Consider the following 18,397-nt stretch of genomic DNA (forward strand, 5'->3'; position numbering starts at 1 on the left):
TGCGTTAACCAAGTGTAACGCACCTCTTTAACTATCAGTGTGCTCGCTTATCCTAGGGTTAACACTCCCATGGTAAAATCTACAACTAAACGCTTTGTTCGTAACCACAAAACACCTAAAAGACTATTCACCAGTTCATTCCCTCCTAACACTTCAACCGTAAACTCCTTTTCCTCAATAACTACCTTTCCCTCCTATAGCGTTTGTATTTGAGATGTTAACATAGGATTGATATAAAAAGGGAACAGGGAACAGGAAACAGGGAACAGTAGTCAAGATATCCGAGCAGTGTCAACATCCTCGACCTTTTGCTAAAACTGTTTTACCAGTGGCGCGAGAGAAAAATGTAGGAGTGATTGCTATGAAAGTTCCGGCTTATGGCAGGTTATTCAAAAATGGTGTGTTAGATGGCATGGAGCAAGCCATGGGTTATGTATTGTCTTTAGAGGGAGTACATTCTTGTATTATTGCCGCCGAATCCGTTAAGCAATTAGAATCAAATTTTAAAGTCGCCCAAGCATTTCAATCCTTAAGTTCAGCACAAATGACTGCTATTGAAGCACGGACAGCTTCTGCTTGGCAAGACAATACATTTTTCCGGCGGTGGACGTAAAACTGTAGCAACGTATACCCTCGATACCTACAGATCAGCACTAGGGTGCGTCATTGACGCACCCTACAATCTTAGCTGAATCGCCTATCAACAATGCTGCGAGATATAGCAGTCGCCAGGGCAGGCGCGGATATGACAAAAGTCTCAAACCTAAGTAAGCGCAAGAGTTTCACTTCTGACTTCTGACTTCTGACTTCTGACTTCTGACTTCTGCTAGATCTAAGGATTAACCTACTGGTCCTGAGGGCTCTTGTGCCTTAAACTCAGGACAATAGATCAGATACTTGCCAGTAACATAACCTTGTAAGGGCGCAGAAATAGGAACCCAGCCATTACTACCACGATTAACAATCGTTACCTTAGAACCATCAGCGATAATGCCAATAATCTCGCCATCATTTGACGGTGATTTGCGCACATTTAAACCCTGTGGTGCTGAAACTTCCCGACAATTCTCTTCCGATGGTGGTGGTGTTGGACAAGGTTTTATTTTAATAAACTTGCCAGACACATAACCGATTATGGGTTCTGAAATCTTCACCCAGCCATCTGCACGTATACTCTCAATCTTGACCTCAGTACCATTTTTTAATGTACCGATACTGGGGCCACCAGGAGTTGAACGCACTATCAGCTCACTACCACTAGTGGTAACTGTACCACACTCTTTTTTGACAGTGGGGCAGGGTTGAAGATACGCCTCAGACACATAACCTTTCTGGGGAGAAACCATCGGTACCCAACCATCACTACTAGTACCCTTGATAGTGATTGTAGTACCATTTTCTACAACACCGACGATCGTACCACCAGGGGTCGCACGCACATTGAGCGGGTTACCCTTAGTCGATACTAGACGACATTCTTCTTTCGGAGGAGGTGGTGGACAAGGTTTGAGATATCGGTCGGAAACATAACCCTTTTGGGGAGAGACAAGCTGTACCCAACCATTAGTAATGCTATTGATGATAGTGACTTTAGTGCCATTGTCCAAGTCACCAATAATCCTACCACCAGGACTCTGACGTACATTCAGACCCTTGCCAGTATTGGTCGAAACTATACGACATTCCTGCTTAGGTGGTGGTGGACAGGATTGGAGATACTGCTGAGAAATATAACCTGACAAGGGAGAAGAAATTTTTGCCCAGTCTTGGTTTACTATTTGCTCAAGGGTAACCTCAGACCCGTTTTTGACGAAACCGATAATCCGGTAATTGCTACCGGGTCCACTACGGACATTGAGATCACTGCCTCTAGTCACCACTTTGCGGCATTTGTCTGTAGCCGCAGCTAGTTGAAATTTTGCTTGGTTCTCAAATGAGATGTTTTCTAAACGAGAGGATGGGGTAAATTGAGCGATCGCAGGACTAGTAGCATAAGATGGCGCAGGAAAAGCTGTAAACGCTAGCGCCACAGAGATGCACACCACTAGTAATTTTCGCCAACCACTAATCTTTCTGATCATATGTTGGATTGATTATTCACTATCAAAAAAGTGGAATGGCTTTATTTTATTAGAAGCCCCGAGAAAACCCCAGACTCTCGATTCCTAGCTTCGTGGTGGCAAGAATAGAACAGGGTGCCAGCTGCTGCGCATTAAATCACCGGCTAAGCTACGCACTGACCAATCTAAGAATTTCCCTTTTTGATCGGAAGAGATTGCGATCGCAGTAATATCATATTCTAAGGCTGTGTCTAAAATCTCTTCACGGGGATTGCCCACTCGCACGTCTGTATTGACCTGTAAGCCAAGCTGTTCTAACTCTGCTTTTACTGGTTCTAGCTTCTCTTGAGCTTTTTGTAGCTGAGGCTCTTTAGATAATTCTCTGCGCCCCCCTTCACTGACTACCCACAACAGCATACACTGCTTTAGTGAGTCATCGGGTGCTTGTTTAGCATACTCTTTGACCCTTTCCACGACAGATTGAGACGCTGTAGTGCCGTCATAGGGAATTAGCAAATACCGGAATAGATGTTTGCAGCGTAGATCGAGTTCTTCGCAGGTGTAAGCTGAAATCAGTTGTGGTCGCAGCATTAGCAATGGTGTACTACATTCCTTGGTCAAGGTTGCTGTAGTGCTACCGAAAAGCTTTTCTTGTAATAAGCTGCGCACTGGCGTGCCAATCAGGATGACATCAGCATTGTAACGTTTGGCGATTTTAGGAATATTTTCCTTAGGACGACCTGACATCACTTCGATGTGAACCTCTACCCCTTCAGGTATGTTGGTCAAACCCTTTTCAAAGCGGCGACGAGCTTGTTCTATTCCTTCTTCATCAATACGAGGTATTTCTCCCTCTTCCCAAAGCGGAACAAAGTGGCAGAAGATGATTTTCTTGAGCCCACCAGCCGCTAAACTGGGGACAAACTCTACTAGCCGATATAAACCGTCAGAGAAATCGGTGCAGATTAGGCAATGCTGAAACATATGCAGGGAGGATGGCTTTTTCTTAGAGTTTCTTTCAGACTAGAACACTTTACAATTACTTTAGATAGTTTTGCATTAATTTATACAATTTTATAAACTATTTATCCTGACTTGCCTAGAGTGAATTGGGGTATTGCCAATCCGTAAGCTATCAGATATCAGCTATCAGCTAATTCGCACTTATCACAGGCTAGAAGCCTGTGCCACCCACGCTACTTGAGGTGCTTTTGAATGAAACAGGTAAGGATTCGCTTAATCTCTGTTACCTCTACTGACGGCTGAACGCGCACGCGTGAGCTTTTAGCTCACCGCTGACCGCTGAACGCGCACGCGTGCGCGAGCGCGCATATGCTTACCTTTAAGCAAGCCTGCGGCTATAATACTTAGCCTGATATTAGTTAACAATAAGTTGAATCAATTAATTTTAATTTTAATTAAATCTTAAGCTAATTCAAGTTGACGCCCCAGCATCCCCAGCTCCTTTCCTACCTACGGAATTGAGCAAGAGAAGGAGGTCGCGGCTCAATTAAGGCGAATAACAATCACACTAGGGCTTTAGCTATAATCCCCACTCGTGTTTTAGGACTTCTTTGTACATTGTTTCACGCATCATCATTTGCTCATAGAGTTTGATTAGGAATTCCTGAGCTTGCTCACGGCTCATTTTCTGGACCTGAGATTCAAAGGACCGCAGGTTAAATTTTTGCTCCAGGGAAAGTTCTACTGGTTTAGACATAGTTGAGCTCCTTAAAAACTAATCATGGGTTTTGGCTGGCTAGAGCAGCCCTAGTTTTGATCAGGCTAGGTATCGGTAAATGTATCAACCGTTAACCTATCTGACCTTTAATGAAGAATCGTAACAAGTATTTGACAAAATGACCAGGATTTGATCCATTCTGAGGTTATATATGACCTAGACTATTTCTAGCAAGTTCCCTGGCTAGGATTGATGCTGTGGAATTCGGTATAATTTTTCCTAATACTCCATACAACACAAGTTGATGATTTGATAATCAACAGGACTTAGGTAAAAATAGAACACCACAAAGGTGCTGAATTCCTACGGTTTGTTAATAATGCATCTTACCGGTAGAGTTATTCAGTAAGCTGTGAGCAACACACTGCTATTTCATGGGATTGGCCTTTGGCCCACGGGGGGCGCGTTCGGCTTTGCTGCCCCAAAGGCGATTGACATGCAGGTCACGCTGCGCGAGTCACGGGAAGCTTCCGCGCTTGTGCGATTGACATGCAGGTCACCCTTGGCCTTTGGCCAAAGCTTCTGCGCTTGTGCGATTGACATGCAGGTCACGCTACGCGATCGCAAAACTATAGACACGCCACAAACGCCCTGAATTACTAGGCTTCGTTAATAACGCACTTTACCGGTAGAGTTATTTAGTAACCTGTGATCAAAATATTGCTATTCCATGTGTTCGCGTAGCGTGCCCCAAAGACCAATCCCATGGCGCGGGATACAACCAGCACCCTAACGGAATAGTATTGAATTAAATATAGTTAACTAAATATTAGCCAGTTGTTGACCTAGACCCTAGACGGTTAACGATTCATCCTTAGTTACTTACCTGGTCAATGCTAGTTAATCCGGAATTCCCTGGCTGTCAACAAACAAGCCATCGCTACAATATAGCTAAAATAGGGATATGCCCAAATCTACTTCTTCTGAAAACTCTCCCCCGCTCCCTGATGATGACGCAATGGCAGCATCCCCGCTACTGATCCTAATTGATGGTCATTCTCTGGCTTTTCGCTCCTATTTTGCTTTTGCCAAAAGTCGTCAGGGTGGATTACGCACTAAAACTGGAATTCCTACCAGTGTCTGTTTTGGCTTCATTAAATCTTTGCTAGAGGTAATGGAGTCAGAAAACCCGAATGCGATCGCAATTGCTTTCGATACCAAAGAAGCCACCTTTCGCCAACAAGCCGATGCTAGTTATAAAGCCAATCGCACCGAAACACCAGAAGATTTCCTCCCAGATGTAAACAATCTCCAGCAGTTACTGGAAGGGTTAAGAATCCCAGTAATAACCTCTCCTGGTTATGAAGCTGATGATGTATTGGCAACTTTAGCTCACCAAGCTACTGATCAAGGCTATCGTGTCAAAGTTGTATCTGGCGATCGCGATTTATTTCAACTAGTTGCTCCAGATAAAGGGATTACCGTTTTATATCTCAGTGGTGCCTTTGCAAAAGGGAGTGCTACAGTTGGACCTGCGGAATATGGATTGGAAGAAGTAGAAGCAAAATTGGGAGTATTACCTTCTCAAGTTGTTGATTATAAAGCCCTCTGTGGCGATCCATCCGATAATATTCCTGGAGTTAAGGGTATCGGAGCAAAGACTGCAGTTAAGTTACTCAAAGAGTACCAAAACCTGGATAATATTTATGCTTCCCTTGATACTATTAAGGGTGCGGTTAAGAAGAAGCTGGAAGTAGGTAAGTTAGATGCAGAACATGCTCGCTATTTGGTTGAATTGCGATTTGATACTCCTATCGATATTGATTTAGAGCAGTGTCAGCTCCAAGGATTTGATCCTAAGGTGCTCAAACCGCTATTGGAGAAGTTAGAGTTAAAGTCATTTATCAGTCAAATAGATAAACTTCAGCAGCGTTTTGGTGGCGTAGTGCTAGAGGATATCCAGACTGATGTCCCAAATAATACTGATAGTGATACTGATAGCGATACTGATAGCAATACTGATACTGAGGAAGATGATGATATTTCCTTTTTCAGTGTAGCGGAAACGGAAGAGTTTCAAGAGCAAGGATCTAATACTGGTTCGATCCAACCACAAATTATCGATACTATAGACAAGCTCAATCAATTAGTTGAACAGCTAAAATACTATACCGATGCTGGAAATCCTGTGGCTTGGGATACAGAAACTAGTGATTTGGAACCACGGGATGCTCAGTTGGTGGGGATTGGCTGTTGTTGGGGAAAAGAATTTACTGATGTTGCTTATATTCCTATCGGTCATAAAGATGGGACTAATTTAGATAAGGATATTGTCTTAGAATCCCTACGTCCAATTTTAGAAAGCTCAGATTATCCCAAAGTATTACAAAATAGTAAATTTGACCGACTAGTGTTCCGTTGTAACGGGATTCAGCTAGCAGGAGTGGTATTCGATACCATGCTAGCGAGTTATGTACTCAATCCTGAAACTAGCCATAAACTTAGTGACTTAGGGCTGCACTATTTAGGAATAGAAGCAAAAAGTTATGAGGACTTAGTTCCAAAAGGAAAAACTATCGGAGATTTAGACATCCCCACGGTAGCCGATTACTGTGGGATGGATGCTTATACCACCTTCGGAATAGTTTCTAAATTGCGAGAAGAATTGGCGAAAATTCCAGCTCTGCAGGAATTGTTGCTAGATGTAGAGCAACCCCTCGAACCGGTATTAGCTGAGATGGAATACCAGGGGATTAGTATTGATAAGGATTATCTGGAACAGTTCTCCCAAGAGTTGGAAAAGGATTTAGTGGCAATTAAACAGCAAGCCTATCAAGATGCTGGACAAGAATTCAATTTAGGCTCACCTAAACAGCTGAGTCAGTTACTGTTTGAGAAACTAGGGTTAGATCGTAGGAAGTCTCGTAAAACCAAAACCGGTTACTCTACCGATGCTACTATATTAGCTAAATTACAAGGAGACCATCCAGTAGTAGATGCTGTTCTGGAATACCGTAGTTTATCTAAATTAAAATCTACATATGTGGATGCTTTACCAGCACTGATGCGTTCCGATACTAAACGAGTACATACGGATTTTAATCAGACCGTGACCACAACTGGTAGACTATCCTCCTCTAGTCCTAATTTACAAAATATTCCTATTCGTACTGATTTTAGTCGCCAGATTCGGAAGGGTTTTATTCCAGAATCCGGTTGGCTGTTGGTATCCGCTGACTATTCCCAAATTGAGTTACGAATCCTAGCTCACTTGAGTCAAGAGCCAGTGCTAGTGGAGGCTTATCAAACTCAAGCCGATGTCCATACCTTGACAGCGCAAATGTTATTTGATAAAGAAGACATTACTGCTGAAGAGCGGCGCTTGGGTAAGATAATTAACTTTGGCGTAATTTACGGCATGGGAGCACAACGGTTTGCTCGGGAAGCTAAGGTATCGGCAGCTCAAGGAAAAGAATTTATTGATCGATTGAATCAGCGCTATCCTCTAGTGTTTGCTTATTTAGAGGAAACTAAGAAAAAAGCGATCGCACAAGGCTATGTAGAAACTATACTCGGACGGCGTCGCTACTTTAGCTTTGGTGGTAACAGTCTCAGAAGGCTGCAAGGTAAGCCTCTTGATCAGATTGATCTCGATCAACTTAAGGGTATCAATCCCTATGATGCTGGGTCATTAAGAGCAGCAGCTAATTCCCCAATCCAAGGCTCTAGCGCTGATATAATCAAAATTGCTATGATTAATTTGTATCAAGTATTACAGAAATATAAGGCGCGGTTGCTATTACAAGTCCATGATGAACTAATCTTTGAAATTCCCCCTGATGAATGGGAAGAATTGCAGGTAGAAATTCGGGAAACTATGGAATCAGCAGTTAAGTTGACTGTTCCTTTAGTTGTGGAAATACATGCTGGGGAAAATTGGATGGAAGCGAAATAGGGTAATAGTGCGTAGGGTGCGTTAGGGGCGGACTTGTCCTGATTTTTCTCCTCGTAGCCAGGGTTGGAATAGTCCGCCCCGTAACGCACCACCGAGTCTAATTCAGAGTTGAAACTCCCCGGTATAATGATGAAATCTTTACTGAATAAGGGTTTTGGAATTTAGAAGTGTTTGCCCTGCTTGTGGCTAGAGATACAAAACCATTCGCAAACCATCATCTACCTCCTCCTGTAAATAGTCTGGAAGTGAGCCGATGCGTTCAGTTAGAAATACTTTGTCAACTGTGAAAATCTGAGAAACATTAGCGACAGAATCTCTAGATAAGCCTGATACTTTGCTAGGCAACAATACGTTGCCTGGGGCTTCTGCTAGCTGAGTATTTGAGGTAATTATTACAACGATAACCGTATTTATAGGGCTCTGATTAAAAAGATCATCTTGAATTATCAACACAGGACGACGATATCCTGGTTCAGAACCTTTTGGGTCAGGCAGATTTGCCCACCAAATTTCCCCACGATACATTACCATTTCTCATCAGGCAGAGACATGAACTGTATCTTTGCCATCACTGGATCTAGCTCAGAAGACTCTTTAGAGTAGACTTCATTCAGCTTGTGTAAAATTTGATGGCGATTGTACTTTTTAAGATAAGCTTTTAATGCTTTTAGGTAGAGTTCACTACGTGACAAGCCCATCTCTTTAGCAAGGGCTTCTGCCTCTTCAAAAACTGAGTCTGGAAGTGAAATTGCGGTTTTCATAGTGACCTTAGGAATAAGACCTATTTCTTAATTATACTTTGGTTATACCAAGATTGCAATAGCTCCGCCTATTATGTATTTAAGTAGGTTATTTAAATTATAACTAGGTGGGTATAAATAAACGTTAAAACCTAAGCATTAAGCCCTCAGCCGTTGACCGTAGGCCACGCTACTTTAGGTCAGTCAGCTTCAAAGAAACCTAGAACGAAAGAATTTAATAGTTCCAGATTAATGAGAATTGAAAGTTTGGAGAAAAGTGCTTGGCCATTGGCCACGCTACGCGAACAGCATGCTACACGCTTCGACGCTGATAGCTGACCTCGCTAAGCCCCTGACCCCCTCAACTACTCGCCGGAAAACTCCCACCAACAAAGTGAATATCACTGAAGGTTTCAATCCACAAACGAGCGCCACAATCCAGTGGATTATCCGGCTGATACACAATCTTACACGGACCTAGGATTTCCACTTCATTACCATAGAGATTGGTGCCCTTTCGTTTTACTGAAATCACTGGCTTCCGGTCTTTGGGGCTTTTCTTCATATTCGAGCCAATGTGATTGCGATTAACATTAATCTTCGCTAAAGCTGGCGGACGACTAGTGCGCCATTTCCCCTTTGGTCCACGATTACCTTTGGTAATTTGTGGCAAATCGTTGAACAGAGGAATAATCCAGAATTTCCCGCTTTTATAGGCACCCCGCACCCGACCCTTCTCTAGGAGTTGGCGCAATCGTCGAGAAGAAATTCCTAATAGAGATGCCGCTTCAGTAGTTCCAACGCACTTGTTCATCAGTTATCTCCCCTTTAACTATTCCGATAATACTAGTGTAATGGATAAAATGATAATTGGCAATTTTCGGGAATCGGGAATCGGGAATCGGGAATCGGGAATCGGGAATCGGGAAGAAACTACTTATTTGAGTACAAAAAGTACCCTCAGGGGTACTGCAAAGTCTATGTTAAATCAGACATAAAGGAGGAAAGGAATTGCCTTTAATGGTTCAGATCCTTCTCAATCACTTGAAGAATAGCTAGATTCTTTAGACATATAAGTACTACGGTGATCATATGCAAAATTACAAACAAGATCAAAAGCAAGATCAAAAGCAACCAAAGCAACCAAATCCACCTAGATCTTTAGTTAAGAATTTTTTATGGTTCGGAATCGGTATTGCTACACTTTTCATTACTGGTAAGGGAGTCATTTTTGGCTATCAGCAATGGTTATCTCATGATGAAGAGCGAGTATTTGTGGAAACGATGGAAGACCTGATCATTAATAAAGACTTTGTCGAGTGTATGAACAAAGCTCTAGACATTCCTGAAAGTTCTCAAAACTATTCTAATGCGCAAGCTTTTTTGAATCAGTGTGCTCAAGGACAGTTGGATCAAGCCAAGAAAGTGGTAAAAACTCTGGAGTTGAAACCAGTTGATGAGAATTATAAATTAGCCATTAACTTGGCCAAACAAATTCCTTCATCAACCTCTGTATATAATCAAGCTCAAGATGCGATCCTTAAGTGGAACGAAAAGTTAAAACAAGTAGTTGGAGTAGAAGGCTTTACTGATGGAATCTATTTGTACCATCATGATCAAGAATATGATAGATATATTATTTTGGAAAAGCAAGGCAATACTATCTTAGGTAAACAATATTATTTTCAAAGTGATGCTGTCGCTTGTTTTAGAGGAGTTATACGGCGTAATGTAGTTGAAGAAGTAAGTCAAATTTCTGGTGGCATTGATGTTATACCACAGATCGAAAGTGTTGATCCAATAGATTTATCTAAGTGGTATCGAATAAGTTGGGATAAAGCGTCTAAGTCTAGCAATGAGGCTCTACAATATGCCTATTATTATAGGAATATTCTTATAGAAGATTGTCGAAAAGAATTCCTTGAGCAAATCCCTTAACAGACTTAGCAAATAGTTGAACAGAGGAATAATCCAGAATTTACCGCTTTTATAGGCACCCCGAACACGATTTTTCTAGAAGTTGGCGCAATCGTCGAGAGGAAATTCCTAATAGAGATGCGGCTTCAATAGTTCCAACGCACTTGTTCATCAGCTGAAAAGTATACATAGCATATATTGCAACGATTATTTTAACCCTAACCTCTTTAGTGCTTTACACACTAAAACCTACAAAATTAAAATTCGCAGCAGTTGTCAGGAACAAAGAATGGGAACAGTAGTCAAGAATAATGAAAATGCACCTAATTGAGCAGATAAAATATGAAAAAATTAACTCTTTTGTGTTCATTTGTTTATACTTTGCTTATGCCCACACCTGTTTTTGCTGGTATTCAAAACGTTAGGTATATGCACCAAAATGCCAATAATAGCTTCAATGTAATTTGTTTGGATGGTAGCCTAGAAGAAAAAGTTAATACTCAGGCTATTCTCAATAACTCAATTTGTAAGCACACGAGTAATCAAGGGACACCTTCAAGTAATAATAGTAATCAAGGGACACCTTCAAGTAATAATAGTAATCAAGGGACACCTTCAATTAAAAATAATCTTATCTGTGCTCCTACTTGGCCTCCTGGCAGTTATCAAATTACCAGGATTTCTGATGATAAAAAGATTGGAGATACATCTTCTTTCAACACTTGCCAACAAATATTGAATAGTGCAACTGCTGATCTTGTCTGTGCTCCTACTTGGCCTCCTGGCAGTTATCAAATTACCAGGATTTCTGATGCAAAGAAGATTGGGGATACATCTTCTTTAAACATTTGCAAACAAATATTGAATGGTGTAAGTTCTGATCTTGTCTGTGCTCCTACTTGGCCTCCTGGCAGTTATCAACTTACCAGGATTTCTGATGGGAAGAAGATTGGGGATAAATCTTCTTTGAAAATTTGCTTAAGGCTTATTAGCCCCAACCAAGAAAACTAAGAGTTGCTTTTATTGCGTCGCTGAGTCCAGGTGTTAATCCCTCAAAACCCCAGCTTATGCACCGCCCTACATCACTAACCAATCATAGATAACACCGTATTATTCTGCTGTGAAATAACCCTATAACCACTGAAAAAAATCTGATCTTCATCAGCTTTGATAAGCTTTAAGTCTGATTGGAAACAATATCTTTATTAATTTCAGCATAAAATCTACCTGTAGGGTGCGTTGCAACGCACCCTACGCTAGTTATAGCGTATAATTCCTAATTTTGCGTAAGTCCTGACAACCAACCCGATGACATCCACATTATGGCTCTTCCGTACTAATAGCAGGGAAATCTAAAGTTGTAAGGAATGGCCTTTAAGGATCAGATCCTTTTCAATCACTTGAGGAGTGGTTAGAATCTTTAGACATATAAATACTAGAGTCATCAGATGCAAAATTACAAACAAGATCAGAAGCTAGTAAACCCGCAGAATCCACCTAGATCTTTAGTTAAGAATTTTTTATGGATGGGAATCGGTATTGCAACACTTTTCATTACTGGTGAGGGAGTCATTTTTGGCTATCAGCAATGGCTATCTCATCAAGAGCGACTATTTGTGGAAACTATGGAAGACCTGATCATCAATAAAGACTTTGTCGAGTGTATGAACAAAGCTCTGGAAATTCCTGAAACTTCTCACCAATCGTATAATGCACGAGCTTTTCTAAATCAGTGTGCTCAAGGACAGTTGGCTCAAGCAGAGAAAGTGGTAAAAACTCAGGAGTTGAAACCCGTTGATGAAAATTATAAATTAGCCATTAACTTGGCAAAAAAAATTCCTTCATCAACGTCTGTCCATAATAAAGCTCAAGATGCGATCCTTAAGTGGGAAAAAAAGTGGAGACAATTAGTTGGAGTAGAAGGCTTTACTGATGGCATCTATTTTTATCAACACAACAAAGACTATAGTAGATATATTATTTTTCAAAAGCAAGGAAATAGTATCTTAGGGACAAGATATACGTTTCAAAGTGATGATATCCTTTGTTTTAAAGGAATTATACGGCGTAATATACTGGAAGATGTAACTGGAATTTCTTATGGCCTTGATTTTATACCACAGGTCGAAAGTGTTGACCCAATAAATTTATCGAAGTGGTATCGAATAAGTTGGGATAAAATCTCTACCTCTAGCAAGTATGCTCTACAATATGCTTATAACAATAAGCATCATCATATAGAATCTTGTCAAAAAGAATTCGATAAAAACCCTTGACCGACTTAGCTAGTAGCCGGAAAACTACCACCAGCGATGCAGAGGTGCGACCCGTGGCGAATTAAATTCGCCTACGGAAAGCGCACCTAAGCGGTCTTGGGGGTTCCCCCCATGAGCGACTGCATCAAGAAATAAAGTCAATATCACAGAAGGTTTCAATCCACAAACGAGCGCCACAATCGAGTGGATTATCCGGCTGATACACAATCTTACACGGAGCATTTATTTTCGGGAATCGGGAGTCGGGAATCGGGAGTCGGGAATCGGGAATCGGGAATGCGATCGCGTAGCGTGACCAAAGGTAAATCCCGTAGCGTGGCCTACGGCCAATCGCTTTTAGCGGCTCCAAGCTCCCATGCCAGATAGTTATGTATAACAATTAATTAGTTAATTTATTTTTGGGTACACAGGATTTTTCTCCACTCCACTACTCCCTGCTCCCTGCTCCCTGCTCCCTGCTCCCTATTCCCTGCTCCCGATTCCCGACTCCCGACTCCCGAAAAAATTTGTTACAAAAGTTTTCAAAAAATGTTATAATGAAAGATTATTTGTGTTATAATAAAATTACCGTGGGCGCTAAAACGTTCCACGGTAAGAGCCAGCCGACAGTTTCTCCCGGCTACAGGCTGGCTCTGGAGCCCCAGTTAAGGAGATACCTAATATTTTATGTCGTACTCTCAACGCCTATATCCATGGGCGCTCATTCGTCTACTGCCTCTAATGCAGCGGATGGTTGTTCGTCGTTTTCGGAACCGCTCTGATGCGGAGGGTCACTTGCAGGCTCTTAAACGGCTGATGCCTGATGAAAAATTTATTATTATCTTCGATTTAGGAGACCCTATAGACGGCGATTCTATAGACGGCGAGTCTACAGAGGAAGAATCTTAAGAAGCAGGAAGTGTAGGAAGTTTTAAAAGCCCAGCTCTTTACTAATAGACCTCTTGCAAAAGTATTTTTCTGATAGTGTTTACGTCAATTCTTGTCCACTGTTCCCTGTTCCCTGTTCCCTGTTCCCGACTTCTGGAAGAAGTCTAATCAAATTTTAGTTGAACCCCATAAAAAGCCCTGCAAAGTGGGGTGCGTGTAAGTCAATCATTAGTCTTGATTCGGTCAATTCTCTATGGCAAAACCTGTAGATATTGGTAGCAAACGCCTAATCAGTTTAGCACCCAATGCTTGGGTGCAATGGGTAACCGGTAATTCCCAAGTGCGGGCATCTCAGTTACTGGATGCTGAGTTTCAATGGATTAGTCGAGAAAGCGATGTAATTGTTAAAGCGTCTAGTCCTCAACATCAAGAATTTCTGATTCTCAATGAATTACAACTACGCTATGACCAGAACATGCCTCAGCGAATGCGCAATTATGTGGCTTTAGCTGAGGAGAAATACAACCTATCCGCTTATCCGGTATTAATTAACATCTTGCCACCTCCAACCACGGTTACTATTGAAAATTGTTACGACAGTGAATTCATGGGATTAAAGGCGCGTCAAGATTATCGGGTAATTAATCTCTGGGAAGTAGAGGCTGAATTAGTATTAGAACAACCATTACCTCCTCTATTTCCATTTGTACCGATCTTAAAAGGAGGTGGTAGTGAATCAAAATTGCGCTCAGCGGTGCAGGCTTTACGAGCGGATCAAACCTTGAATCAACTAGAACCGTTGTTAGCTTTTTTTGCTAGCTTCGTGTTAGAGATACCTTTAATTCAACAAATCATGAGGTGGGATATGACAGTATTACGAGAATCACCCTGGTATCAAGAGATTTTACAAGAGGGTCTTGCTCAAGGGATTGAACAAGGCATTGAACAAGGAATTGAACAAGGCATCCAACAAGGGGTTGCTCAAGGAATTGAACAAGGCATCCAACAAGGGGTTGCTCAAGGGATTGAACAAGGGATTGAACAAGGGATTGAACAAGGCATCCAACAAGAACGTCGAGGCAGTTTAGAGCGCATCCTTAAACTGCGATTTTCCGAGATTCCTTCAGAGATATCCGTCAGAATTCAAGCCTTAACTCTCGAACAATTAGAAGAGTTGATGGCAACAGCATTAACCGTTAACTCCCTAGATGAGTTTATTCAAGATTTGCCCAATTAATTAATTAAATAAGGCCACACCCCACCTCGACCGTGGGGTGGGTTTTCCTCGAATTCAACAAATCATGAGGTGGGATATGACAGTATTACGAGAATCACCCTGGTATCAAGAGATTTTACAAGAGGGTCTTGCTCAAGGCATTGAACAAGGCATCCAACAAGAACGTCGAGGCAGTTTAGAGCGCATCCTTAAACTGCGATTTTCCGAGATTCCTTCAGAGATATCCGTCAGAATTCAATCCTTAACTCTCGAACAATTAGAAGAGTTGATGGCCACAGCATTAACCGTTAACTCCCTAGATGAGTTTAGTCAAAATTTGCCTAATTAATTAAATAAGGCCACACCCCACTTCGACCGTGGGGTGGGCGTAAGTCAATAATTAGTCTTAATTGGATCAATTGTATGACAAAACGTGCAGATAGCGATGCAGCGCGGTCTTGGGGGTTTCCCCCATGAGCGACTGCATCAAGACATTGGTAGCAAACGCCTAATCAGTCTCGCTCCTAATGCTTGGGTGCAATGGGTAACCGGTAATTCCCAAGTGCGGGCATCTCAGTTACTCGATGCTGAGTTTCAATGGATTAGTCGCGAAAGCGATGTCATTGTAAAAGCGTCTAGTCCTGAACACTCCGAATTTCTGATTCTCAATGAATTACAACTACGCTATGACCAGAACATGCCTCAGAGAATGCGCAATTATGTTGCCTTAGCTGAGGAGAAATACAACCTATCCGCTTATCCGGTATTAATTAACATCTTGCCGCCCCCAGCCACGGTTACTATTGAAAATTGCTACGACAGGGAATTCATGGGATTAAAGGCTCGTCAAGATTATCGGGTAATTAATCTGTGGGAAGTAGAGGCTGAATTAGTATTAGAACAACCATTACCTCCCCTATTTCCATTTGTCCCAATTTTATTTGGAGGTGGTAGTGAATCAAAATTGCGCTCAGCAGTGCAGGCGCTACGAGCGGATCAAACCTTAAATCAACTAGAGCCATTGTTAGCTTTCTTCGCTAGCTTTGTATTAGAAATACCGTTAATTCAACAAATCATGAGGTGGGATATGACAGTATTACGAGAATCACCCTGGTATCAAGAGATTTTACAAGAGGGTGTTGCTCAAGGCATTGAACAAGGCATCCAACAAGAACGTCGAGGCAGTTTAGAGCGCATCCTTAAACTGCGATTTTCGGAGATTCCTTCAGAGATATCCGTCAGAATTCAAGCCTTAACTCTCGAACAACTAGAAGAGTTGATGGCAACAGCATTAACGGTTAACTCCCTAGATGAGTTTACTCAACATTTGCCCAATTAATTAAATAAGACCACACCCCACTTCGACCGTGGGGTGGGTTACTCTTGCCTATTGCCTATTGCTAGCATGCCTATTGCCTAGACTCCGCAACCCTAACAAACCGGCACCATAAGCAGGCTCATAGCGAGGCCAAATCACTTTAGCATTAGGGCTAAGCCTGACAAGGGATGATTCAAATTGCTGACGGATTGAGGAAAGACCATGCCAGACACTTCCGGTGGTTACTACTTCACATTGTGAGTCAGGGGTAAAGACGCTTTCAATTACAACTTGGGTAGCTTTTGCTAGTTGATTAACTGTATCTTCGATAATGCTAATGGCTACCTGATCGCCTTCAGCCGCTGCTTGATCGACAATTGGTGCTAAGGATGCAATTTCTTTGACTCCCCACCCTGGCTGATAGATGATATCTGTGATATAATTAAAGTTTAATATATTAAAATGGGTAGTGAAGCGCTCCTGAAGACTAGTTGCTCTTAGACTAGTAACAGCACAGCCATCATAGGCGTTGATAGCGGCTCGTAATCCAGAGATGGCAATGTGATAGGCACTGCCAACATCTCCTAGGATATGCCCCCAGCCACCAACTCGCTTGGTATTTCCTTGGGCATTGCGTCCAAAAACGATTGAGCCGGTGCCTGCGATCGCAACAACTCCCACAGGCTTACCTACTCCCCCCACTAAGGCAATCAAAGCATCATCACAAATAACAACAGTAGAGGGGAGTAATGCCCAAGTGACCGGAATTGTCTGACTTGACAACAACTGTTGGACGAAGCCTCGCACCATTTCTATATCTCGTGGACGACCAACACCCGCTAATCCCAAACAAATGGCTTCCACTGTGACCGATTCCATGGAGAGTTTAGCGGAAGCTTGTTGGGTGGCGAGGCGAATAGCTGATTCTATGGAGGCGAAAGCGGTATTGATACCAACAGTGTGATAGTTGGAGGCGTCGGCTTCTCCTCGACCTAGGACTTGACCTTGGTGGTTGAGGACTACACAAAGGGTTTTACTGGCACCGCCATCTATTCCGATTACACAGGTGGTCATTTATAGTTAGTTGACTATAATGAAACACTGGCAAGATGCCAGTTCTACGCACATTGAAACTGGCAAGATGCCAGTTCTACGCACATTGAAACTGGCAAGATGCCAGTTCTACCAAGATGCCAGTTATACCCAAGATCAAATACATGAAACTGGCAAGATGCCAGTTCTACCCAAATTGAAACTGGCAAGATGCCAGTTCTACCAAGATGCCAGTTTAGCGATCGCATTCAAAACTAGCTAAAAGCCTACAATTAGTTGTTATCTGAGTCTTCTTGCTTGACAAGGGCATCGACTAATACTGTAACTTGCACCAGGGTATTGATCACATCACTGGCTTGGGTAAAGGGTTTATTTTCATACTCGCAGTAGGCTGACCAGATTACAGGAATAGCAATCAGTCCGACGAGCCAATGCTTGATGGTTTTAGGATTGTACATGGGCAGAGATAAAAAAAACAGCCTCATCTGTTTTTGTTAACTTTCTCAAAGACCGATTCCATGCCAAATCCCGCTAGAGAGCCCATTTAAAAAATTTTTTCCGACTTTGCATAGAATCCGGGGTTGGCCACCGTTAGTTATTTAGAAAGGTAAATCCAGGAGATGGATTGAGATGGAGTTAACCCATGAACCAACTGGAGGAACGACTACAACAGCTAGCTATAGAAGCTCAACAGCATTCCCCAAAAAGCCGTGGCCGTCGTCTAGCCCTGACTCGGCTGATTCAAATTATTCAAGCATCCGGCAGATTATCTCGCAGGAGATATGACACTCCTCAGGAGGTTTACGATGAAGCACTTCAAGAGACTTGGTTGTACGTGTTCAAAAAAATTGATACTTATGAACCGAGAGGTCCGGTGATTAACTGGGTCAATTACGTCTTCAAGAGGCGGTTGATTGATGCCAGGAAACGACATACCAAACAGGGACGGGAGTACTCACTAGATGCACCAATAAACTCTTCCGATGGGGGTAAGGTCAATCAATCAGGTATGACCTATTTAGATACCGTTGCCCAACCAGAAGACACTCGGTTACCTTCACAGCTTGTACGTCAGTGTATTGAAGAAGACTCTGAGGGGCTGTTTGCCAGCAAACACGTTAAGGGACATCCTAAAGCCAACTTCAGAACTATAGCTCTTTTATATCTAGACCGGAATAGTTGGCAACAGACTGCTGTAGCAGTTGGGTTAAAGCCAAAGCAAGCGTCAACGGTGCAAAGTTTCTACTGGCGCTGTTGCAAGTATTTTGCTGACACGTTTAAGGAATACTTGCAGGAATAACTGACCAATAAGAT

General features: G+C 42.3%; 21 protein-coding genes and 2 pseudogenes. 13 read left to right on the forward strand and 10 right to left on the reverse strand.

Translation table 11 applies throughout. The annotated features are described in order from the left end of the window. Window positions 1-361: 361 nt before the first annotated feature. Entirely contained in the window at window positions 362-613 is a 252-nt protein-coding gene (locus F6J99_RS00515) for a hypothetical protein (protein WP_365972343.1), read from the forward strand. A gap of 226 nt (window positions 614-839) precedes the next feature. On the opposite strand, the gene F6J99_RS00520 is transcribed toward F6J99_RS00515, so the two are convergent. The 3 genes from F6J99_RS00520 to F6J99_RS00530 all read right to left on the reverse strand — a co-directional run bounded on the left by F6J99_RS00520 (window position 840) and on the right by F6J99_RS00530 (window position 3,780). Next, window positions 840-2,081, reverse strand: coding sequence for an SH3 domain-containing protein (locus F6J99_RS00520; RefSeq protein WP_293111242.1), 1,242 nt, complete (start codon window positions 2,079-2,081; stop codon window positions 840-842). Window positions 2,082-2,165: 84 nt separating this feature from the next. Further along, complete coding sequence (locus F6J99_RS00525) at window positions 2,166-3,044, reverse strand: universal stress protein (protein ID WP_293111243.1); 879 nt, start codon at window positions 3,042-3,044, stop codon at window positions 2,166-2,168. Window positions 3,045-3,603: 559 nt separating this feature from the next. Further along, window positions 3,604-3,780, reverse strand: a complete 177-nt coding sequence (locus tag F6J99_RS00530) for an NblA/ycf18 family protein (protein ID WP_008178810.1) — start codon at window positions 3,778-3,780, stop codon at window positions 3,604-3,606. A 925-nt stretch (window positions 3,781-4,705) separates the two neighbouring features. Here F6J99_RS00530 and polA point away from each other — a divergent pair. Next, complete coding sequence (gene polA, locus F6J99_RS00535; RefSeq protein WP_293111244.1) at window positions 4,706-7,696, forward strand: DNA polymerase I; 2,991 nt, start codon at window positions 4,706-4,708, stop codon at window positions 7,694-7,696. A gap of 186 nt (window positions 7,697-7,882) precedes the next feature. Here polA and F6J99_RS00540 read toward each other — a convergent pair whose 3' ends face one another. The 3 genes from F6J99_RS00540 to F6J99_RS00550 all read right to left on the reverse strand — a co-directional run bounded on the left by F6J99_RS00540 (window position 7,883) and on the right by F6J99_RS00550 (window position 9,250). After that, complete coding sequence (locus tag F6J99_RS00540; RefSeq protein WP_293025231.1) at window positions 7,883-8,227, reverse strand: type II toxin-antitoxin system PemK/MazF family toxin; 345 nt, start codon at window positions 8,225-8,227, stop codon at window positions 7,883-7,885. Further along, entirely contained in the window at window positions 8,221-8,457 is a 237-nt protein-coding gene (locus tag F6J99_RS00545) for a hypothetical protein (protein WP_293111245.1), read from the reverse strand. Before F6J99_RS00545 ends, F6J99_RS00540 begins: the two co-directional genes overlap by 7 nt. A 340-nt stretch (window positions 8,458-8,797) precedes the next feature. After that, window positions 8,798-9,250, reverse strand: coding sequence for a helix-turn-helix domain-containing protein (locus tag F6J99_RS00550; RefSeq protein WP_293111246.1), 453 nt, complete (start codon window positions 9,248-9,250; stop codon window positions 8,798-8,800). Between the two features lie 40 nt (window positions 9,251-9,290). On the opposite strand from F6J99_RS00550, the gene F6J99_RS00555 reads away from it, so the two are divergent. Continuing rightward, a complete protein-coding gene (locus tag F6J99_RS00555) occupies window positions 9,291-9,434 on the forward strand; it encodes a hypothetical protein (RefSeq protein ID WP_293111247.1) in 144 nt (47 codons plus the stop codon). A gap of 94 nt (window positions 9,435-9,528) precedes the next feature. Beyond that, window positions 9,529-10,374, forward strand: a complete 846-nt coding sequence (locus F6J99_RS00560; protein ID WP_293111248.1) for a hypothetical protein — start codon at window positions 9,529-9,531, stop codon at window positions 10,372-10,374. Window positions 10,375-10,383: 9 nt separating this feature from the next. Here the strand turns inward: F6J99_RS00560 and F6J99_RS00565 are convergent. After that, window positions 10,384-10,525, reverse strand: a pseudogene (locus F6J99_RS00565) (DNA-binding protein); the annotation flags it as partial. 170 nt (window positions 10,526-10,695) lie between these two features. Between F6J99_RS00565 and F6J99_RS00570 the strand changes: the two are divergent. Both F6J99_RS00570 and F6J99_RS00575 read left to right on the forward strand, forming a co-directional pair. Further along, window positions 10,696-11,364: a hypothetical protein gene (locus tag F6J99_RS00570; RefSeq protein WP_293111249.1), complete on the forward strand. Its 669-nt coding sequence runs from the start codon at window positions 10,696-10,698 to the stop codon at window positions 11,362-11,364. A gap of 437 nt (window positions 11,365-11,801) precedes the next feature. After that, window positions 11,802-12,629, forward strand: coding sequence for a hypothetical protein (locus tag F6J99_RS00575; RefSeq protein WP_293111250.1), 828 nt, complete (start codon window positions 11,802-11,804; stop codon window positions 12,627-12,629). Window positions 12,630-12,753: 124 nt separating this feature from the next. Here F6J99_RS00575 and F6J99_RS00580 read toward each other — a convergent pair. Then, a pseudogene (locus F6J99_RS00580) lies at window positions 12,754-12,858 on the reverse strand (DNA-binding protein); the annotation flags it as partial. A 169-nt stretch (window positions 12,859-13,027) separates the two neighbouring features. Here F6J99_RS00580 and F6J99_RS00585 point away from each other — a divergent pair. The 5 genes from F6J99_RS00585 to F6J99_RS00605 all read left to right on the forward strand — a co-directional run bounded on the left by F6J99_RS00585 (window position 13,028) and on the right by F6J99_RS00605 (window position 16,051). Continuing rightward, window positions 13,028-13,390, forward strand: a complete 363-nt coding sequence (locus tag F6J99_RS00585) for a hypothetical protein (protein WP_293111288.1) — start codon at window positions 13,028-13,030, stop codon at window positions 13,388-13,390. Further along, a complete protein-coding gene (locus F6J99_RS00590) occupies window positions 13,359-13,517 on the forward strand; it encodes a hypothetical protein (RefSeq protein WP_365972348.1) in 159 nt (52 codons plus the stop codon). The genes F6J99_RS00585 and F6J99_RS00590 overlap by 32 nt, the downstream gene beginning before the upstream one ends. A 232-nt stretch (window positions 13,518-13,749) precedes the next feature. Then, window positions 13,750-14,733: a DUF4351 domain-containing protein gene (locus tag F6J99_RS00595; RefSeq protein WP_293111252.1), complete on the forward strand. Its 984-nt coding sequence runs from the start codon at window positions 13,750-13,752 to the stop codon at window positions 14,731-14,733. 76 nt (window positions 14,734-14,809) lie between these two features. Then, window positions 14,810-15,061 (forward strand): DUF4351 domain-containing protein, encoded by a 252-nt coding sequence (locus tag F6J99_RS00600; protein WP_293111253.1) that lies wholly within the window; start codon window positions 14,810-14,812, stop codon window positions 15,059-15,061. A gap of 96 nt (window positions 15,062-15,157) precedes the next feature. Beyond that, window positions 15,158-16,051 (forward strand): DUF4351 domain-containing protein, encoded by an 894-nt coding sequence (locus tag F6J99_RS00605; protein ID WP_293111254.1) that lies wholly within the window; start codon window positions 15,158-15,160, stop codon window positions 16,049-16,051. A gap of 48 nt (window positions 16,052-16,099) precedes the next feature. Here the strand turns inward: F6J99_RS00605 and F6J99_RS00610 are convergent, their stop codons facing one another. Next, window positions 16,100-17,104: a BadF/BadG/BcrA/BcrD ATPase family protein gene (locus tag F6J99_RS00610; RefSeq protein ID WP_293111255.1), complete on the reverse strand. Its 1,005-nt coding sequence runs from the start codon at window positions 17,102-17,104 to the stop codon at window positions 16,100-16,102. A gap of 19 nt (window positions 17,105-17,123) precedes the next feature. Between F6J99_RS00610 and F6J99_RS00615 the strand changes: the two genes are divergently transcribed. After that, the gene (locus tag F6J99_RS00615) at window positions 17,124-17,345 is read left to right on the forward strand and encodes a hypothetical protein (protein ID WP_293111256.1); all 222 of its coding nucleotides are present in this window, start codon (window positions 17,124-17,126) and stop codon (window positions 17,343-17,345) included. Window positions 17,346-17,355: 10 nt separating this feature from the next. On the opposite strand, the gene F6J99_RS00620 is transcribed toward F6J99_RS00615, so the two are convergent. Beyond that, window positions 17,356-17,568, reverse strand: a complete 213-nt coding sequence (locus F6J99_RS00620) for a hypothetical protein (protein ID WP_293111257.1) — start codon at window positions 17,566-17,568, stop codon at window positions 17,356-17,358. A gap of 158 nt (window positions 17,569-17,726) precedes the next feature. Between F6J99_RS00620 and F6J99_RS00625 the strand changes: the two genes are divergently transcribed. Further along, window positions 17,727-18,383, forward strand: a complete 657-nt coding sequence (locus tag F6J99_RS00625; RefSeq protein WP_293111258.1) for a hypothetical protein — start codon at window positions 17,727-17,729, stop codon at window positions 18,381-18,383. The last annotated feature ends 14 nt before the right edge of the window (window positions 18,384-18,397 follow it).

The organism is Moorena sp. SIO4G3 (genome assembly GCF_010692305.1).
Classification (GTDB): domain Bacteria; phylum Cyanobacteriota; class Cyanobacteriia; order Cyanobacteriales; family Coleofasciculaceae; genus Moorena; species Moorena producens_A.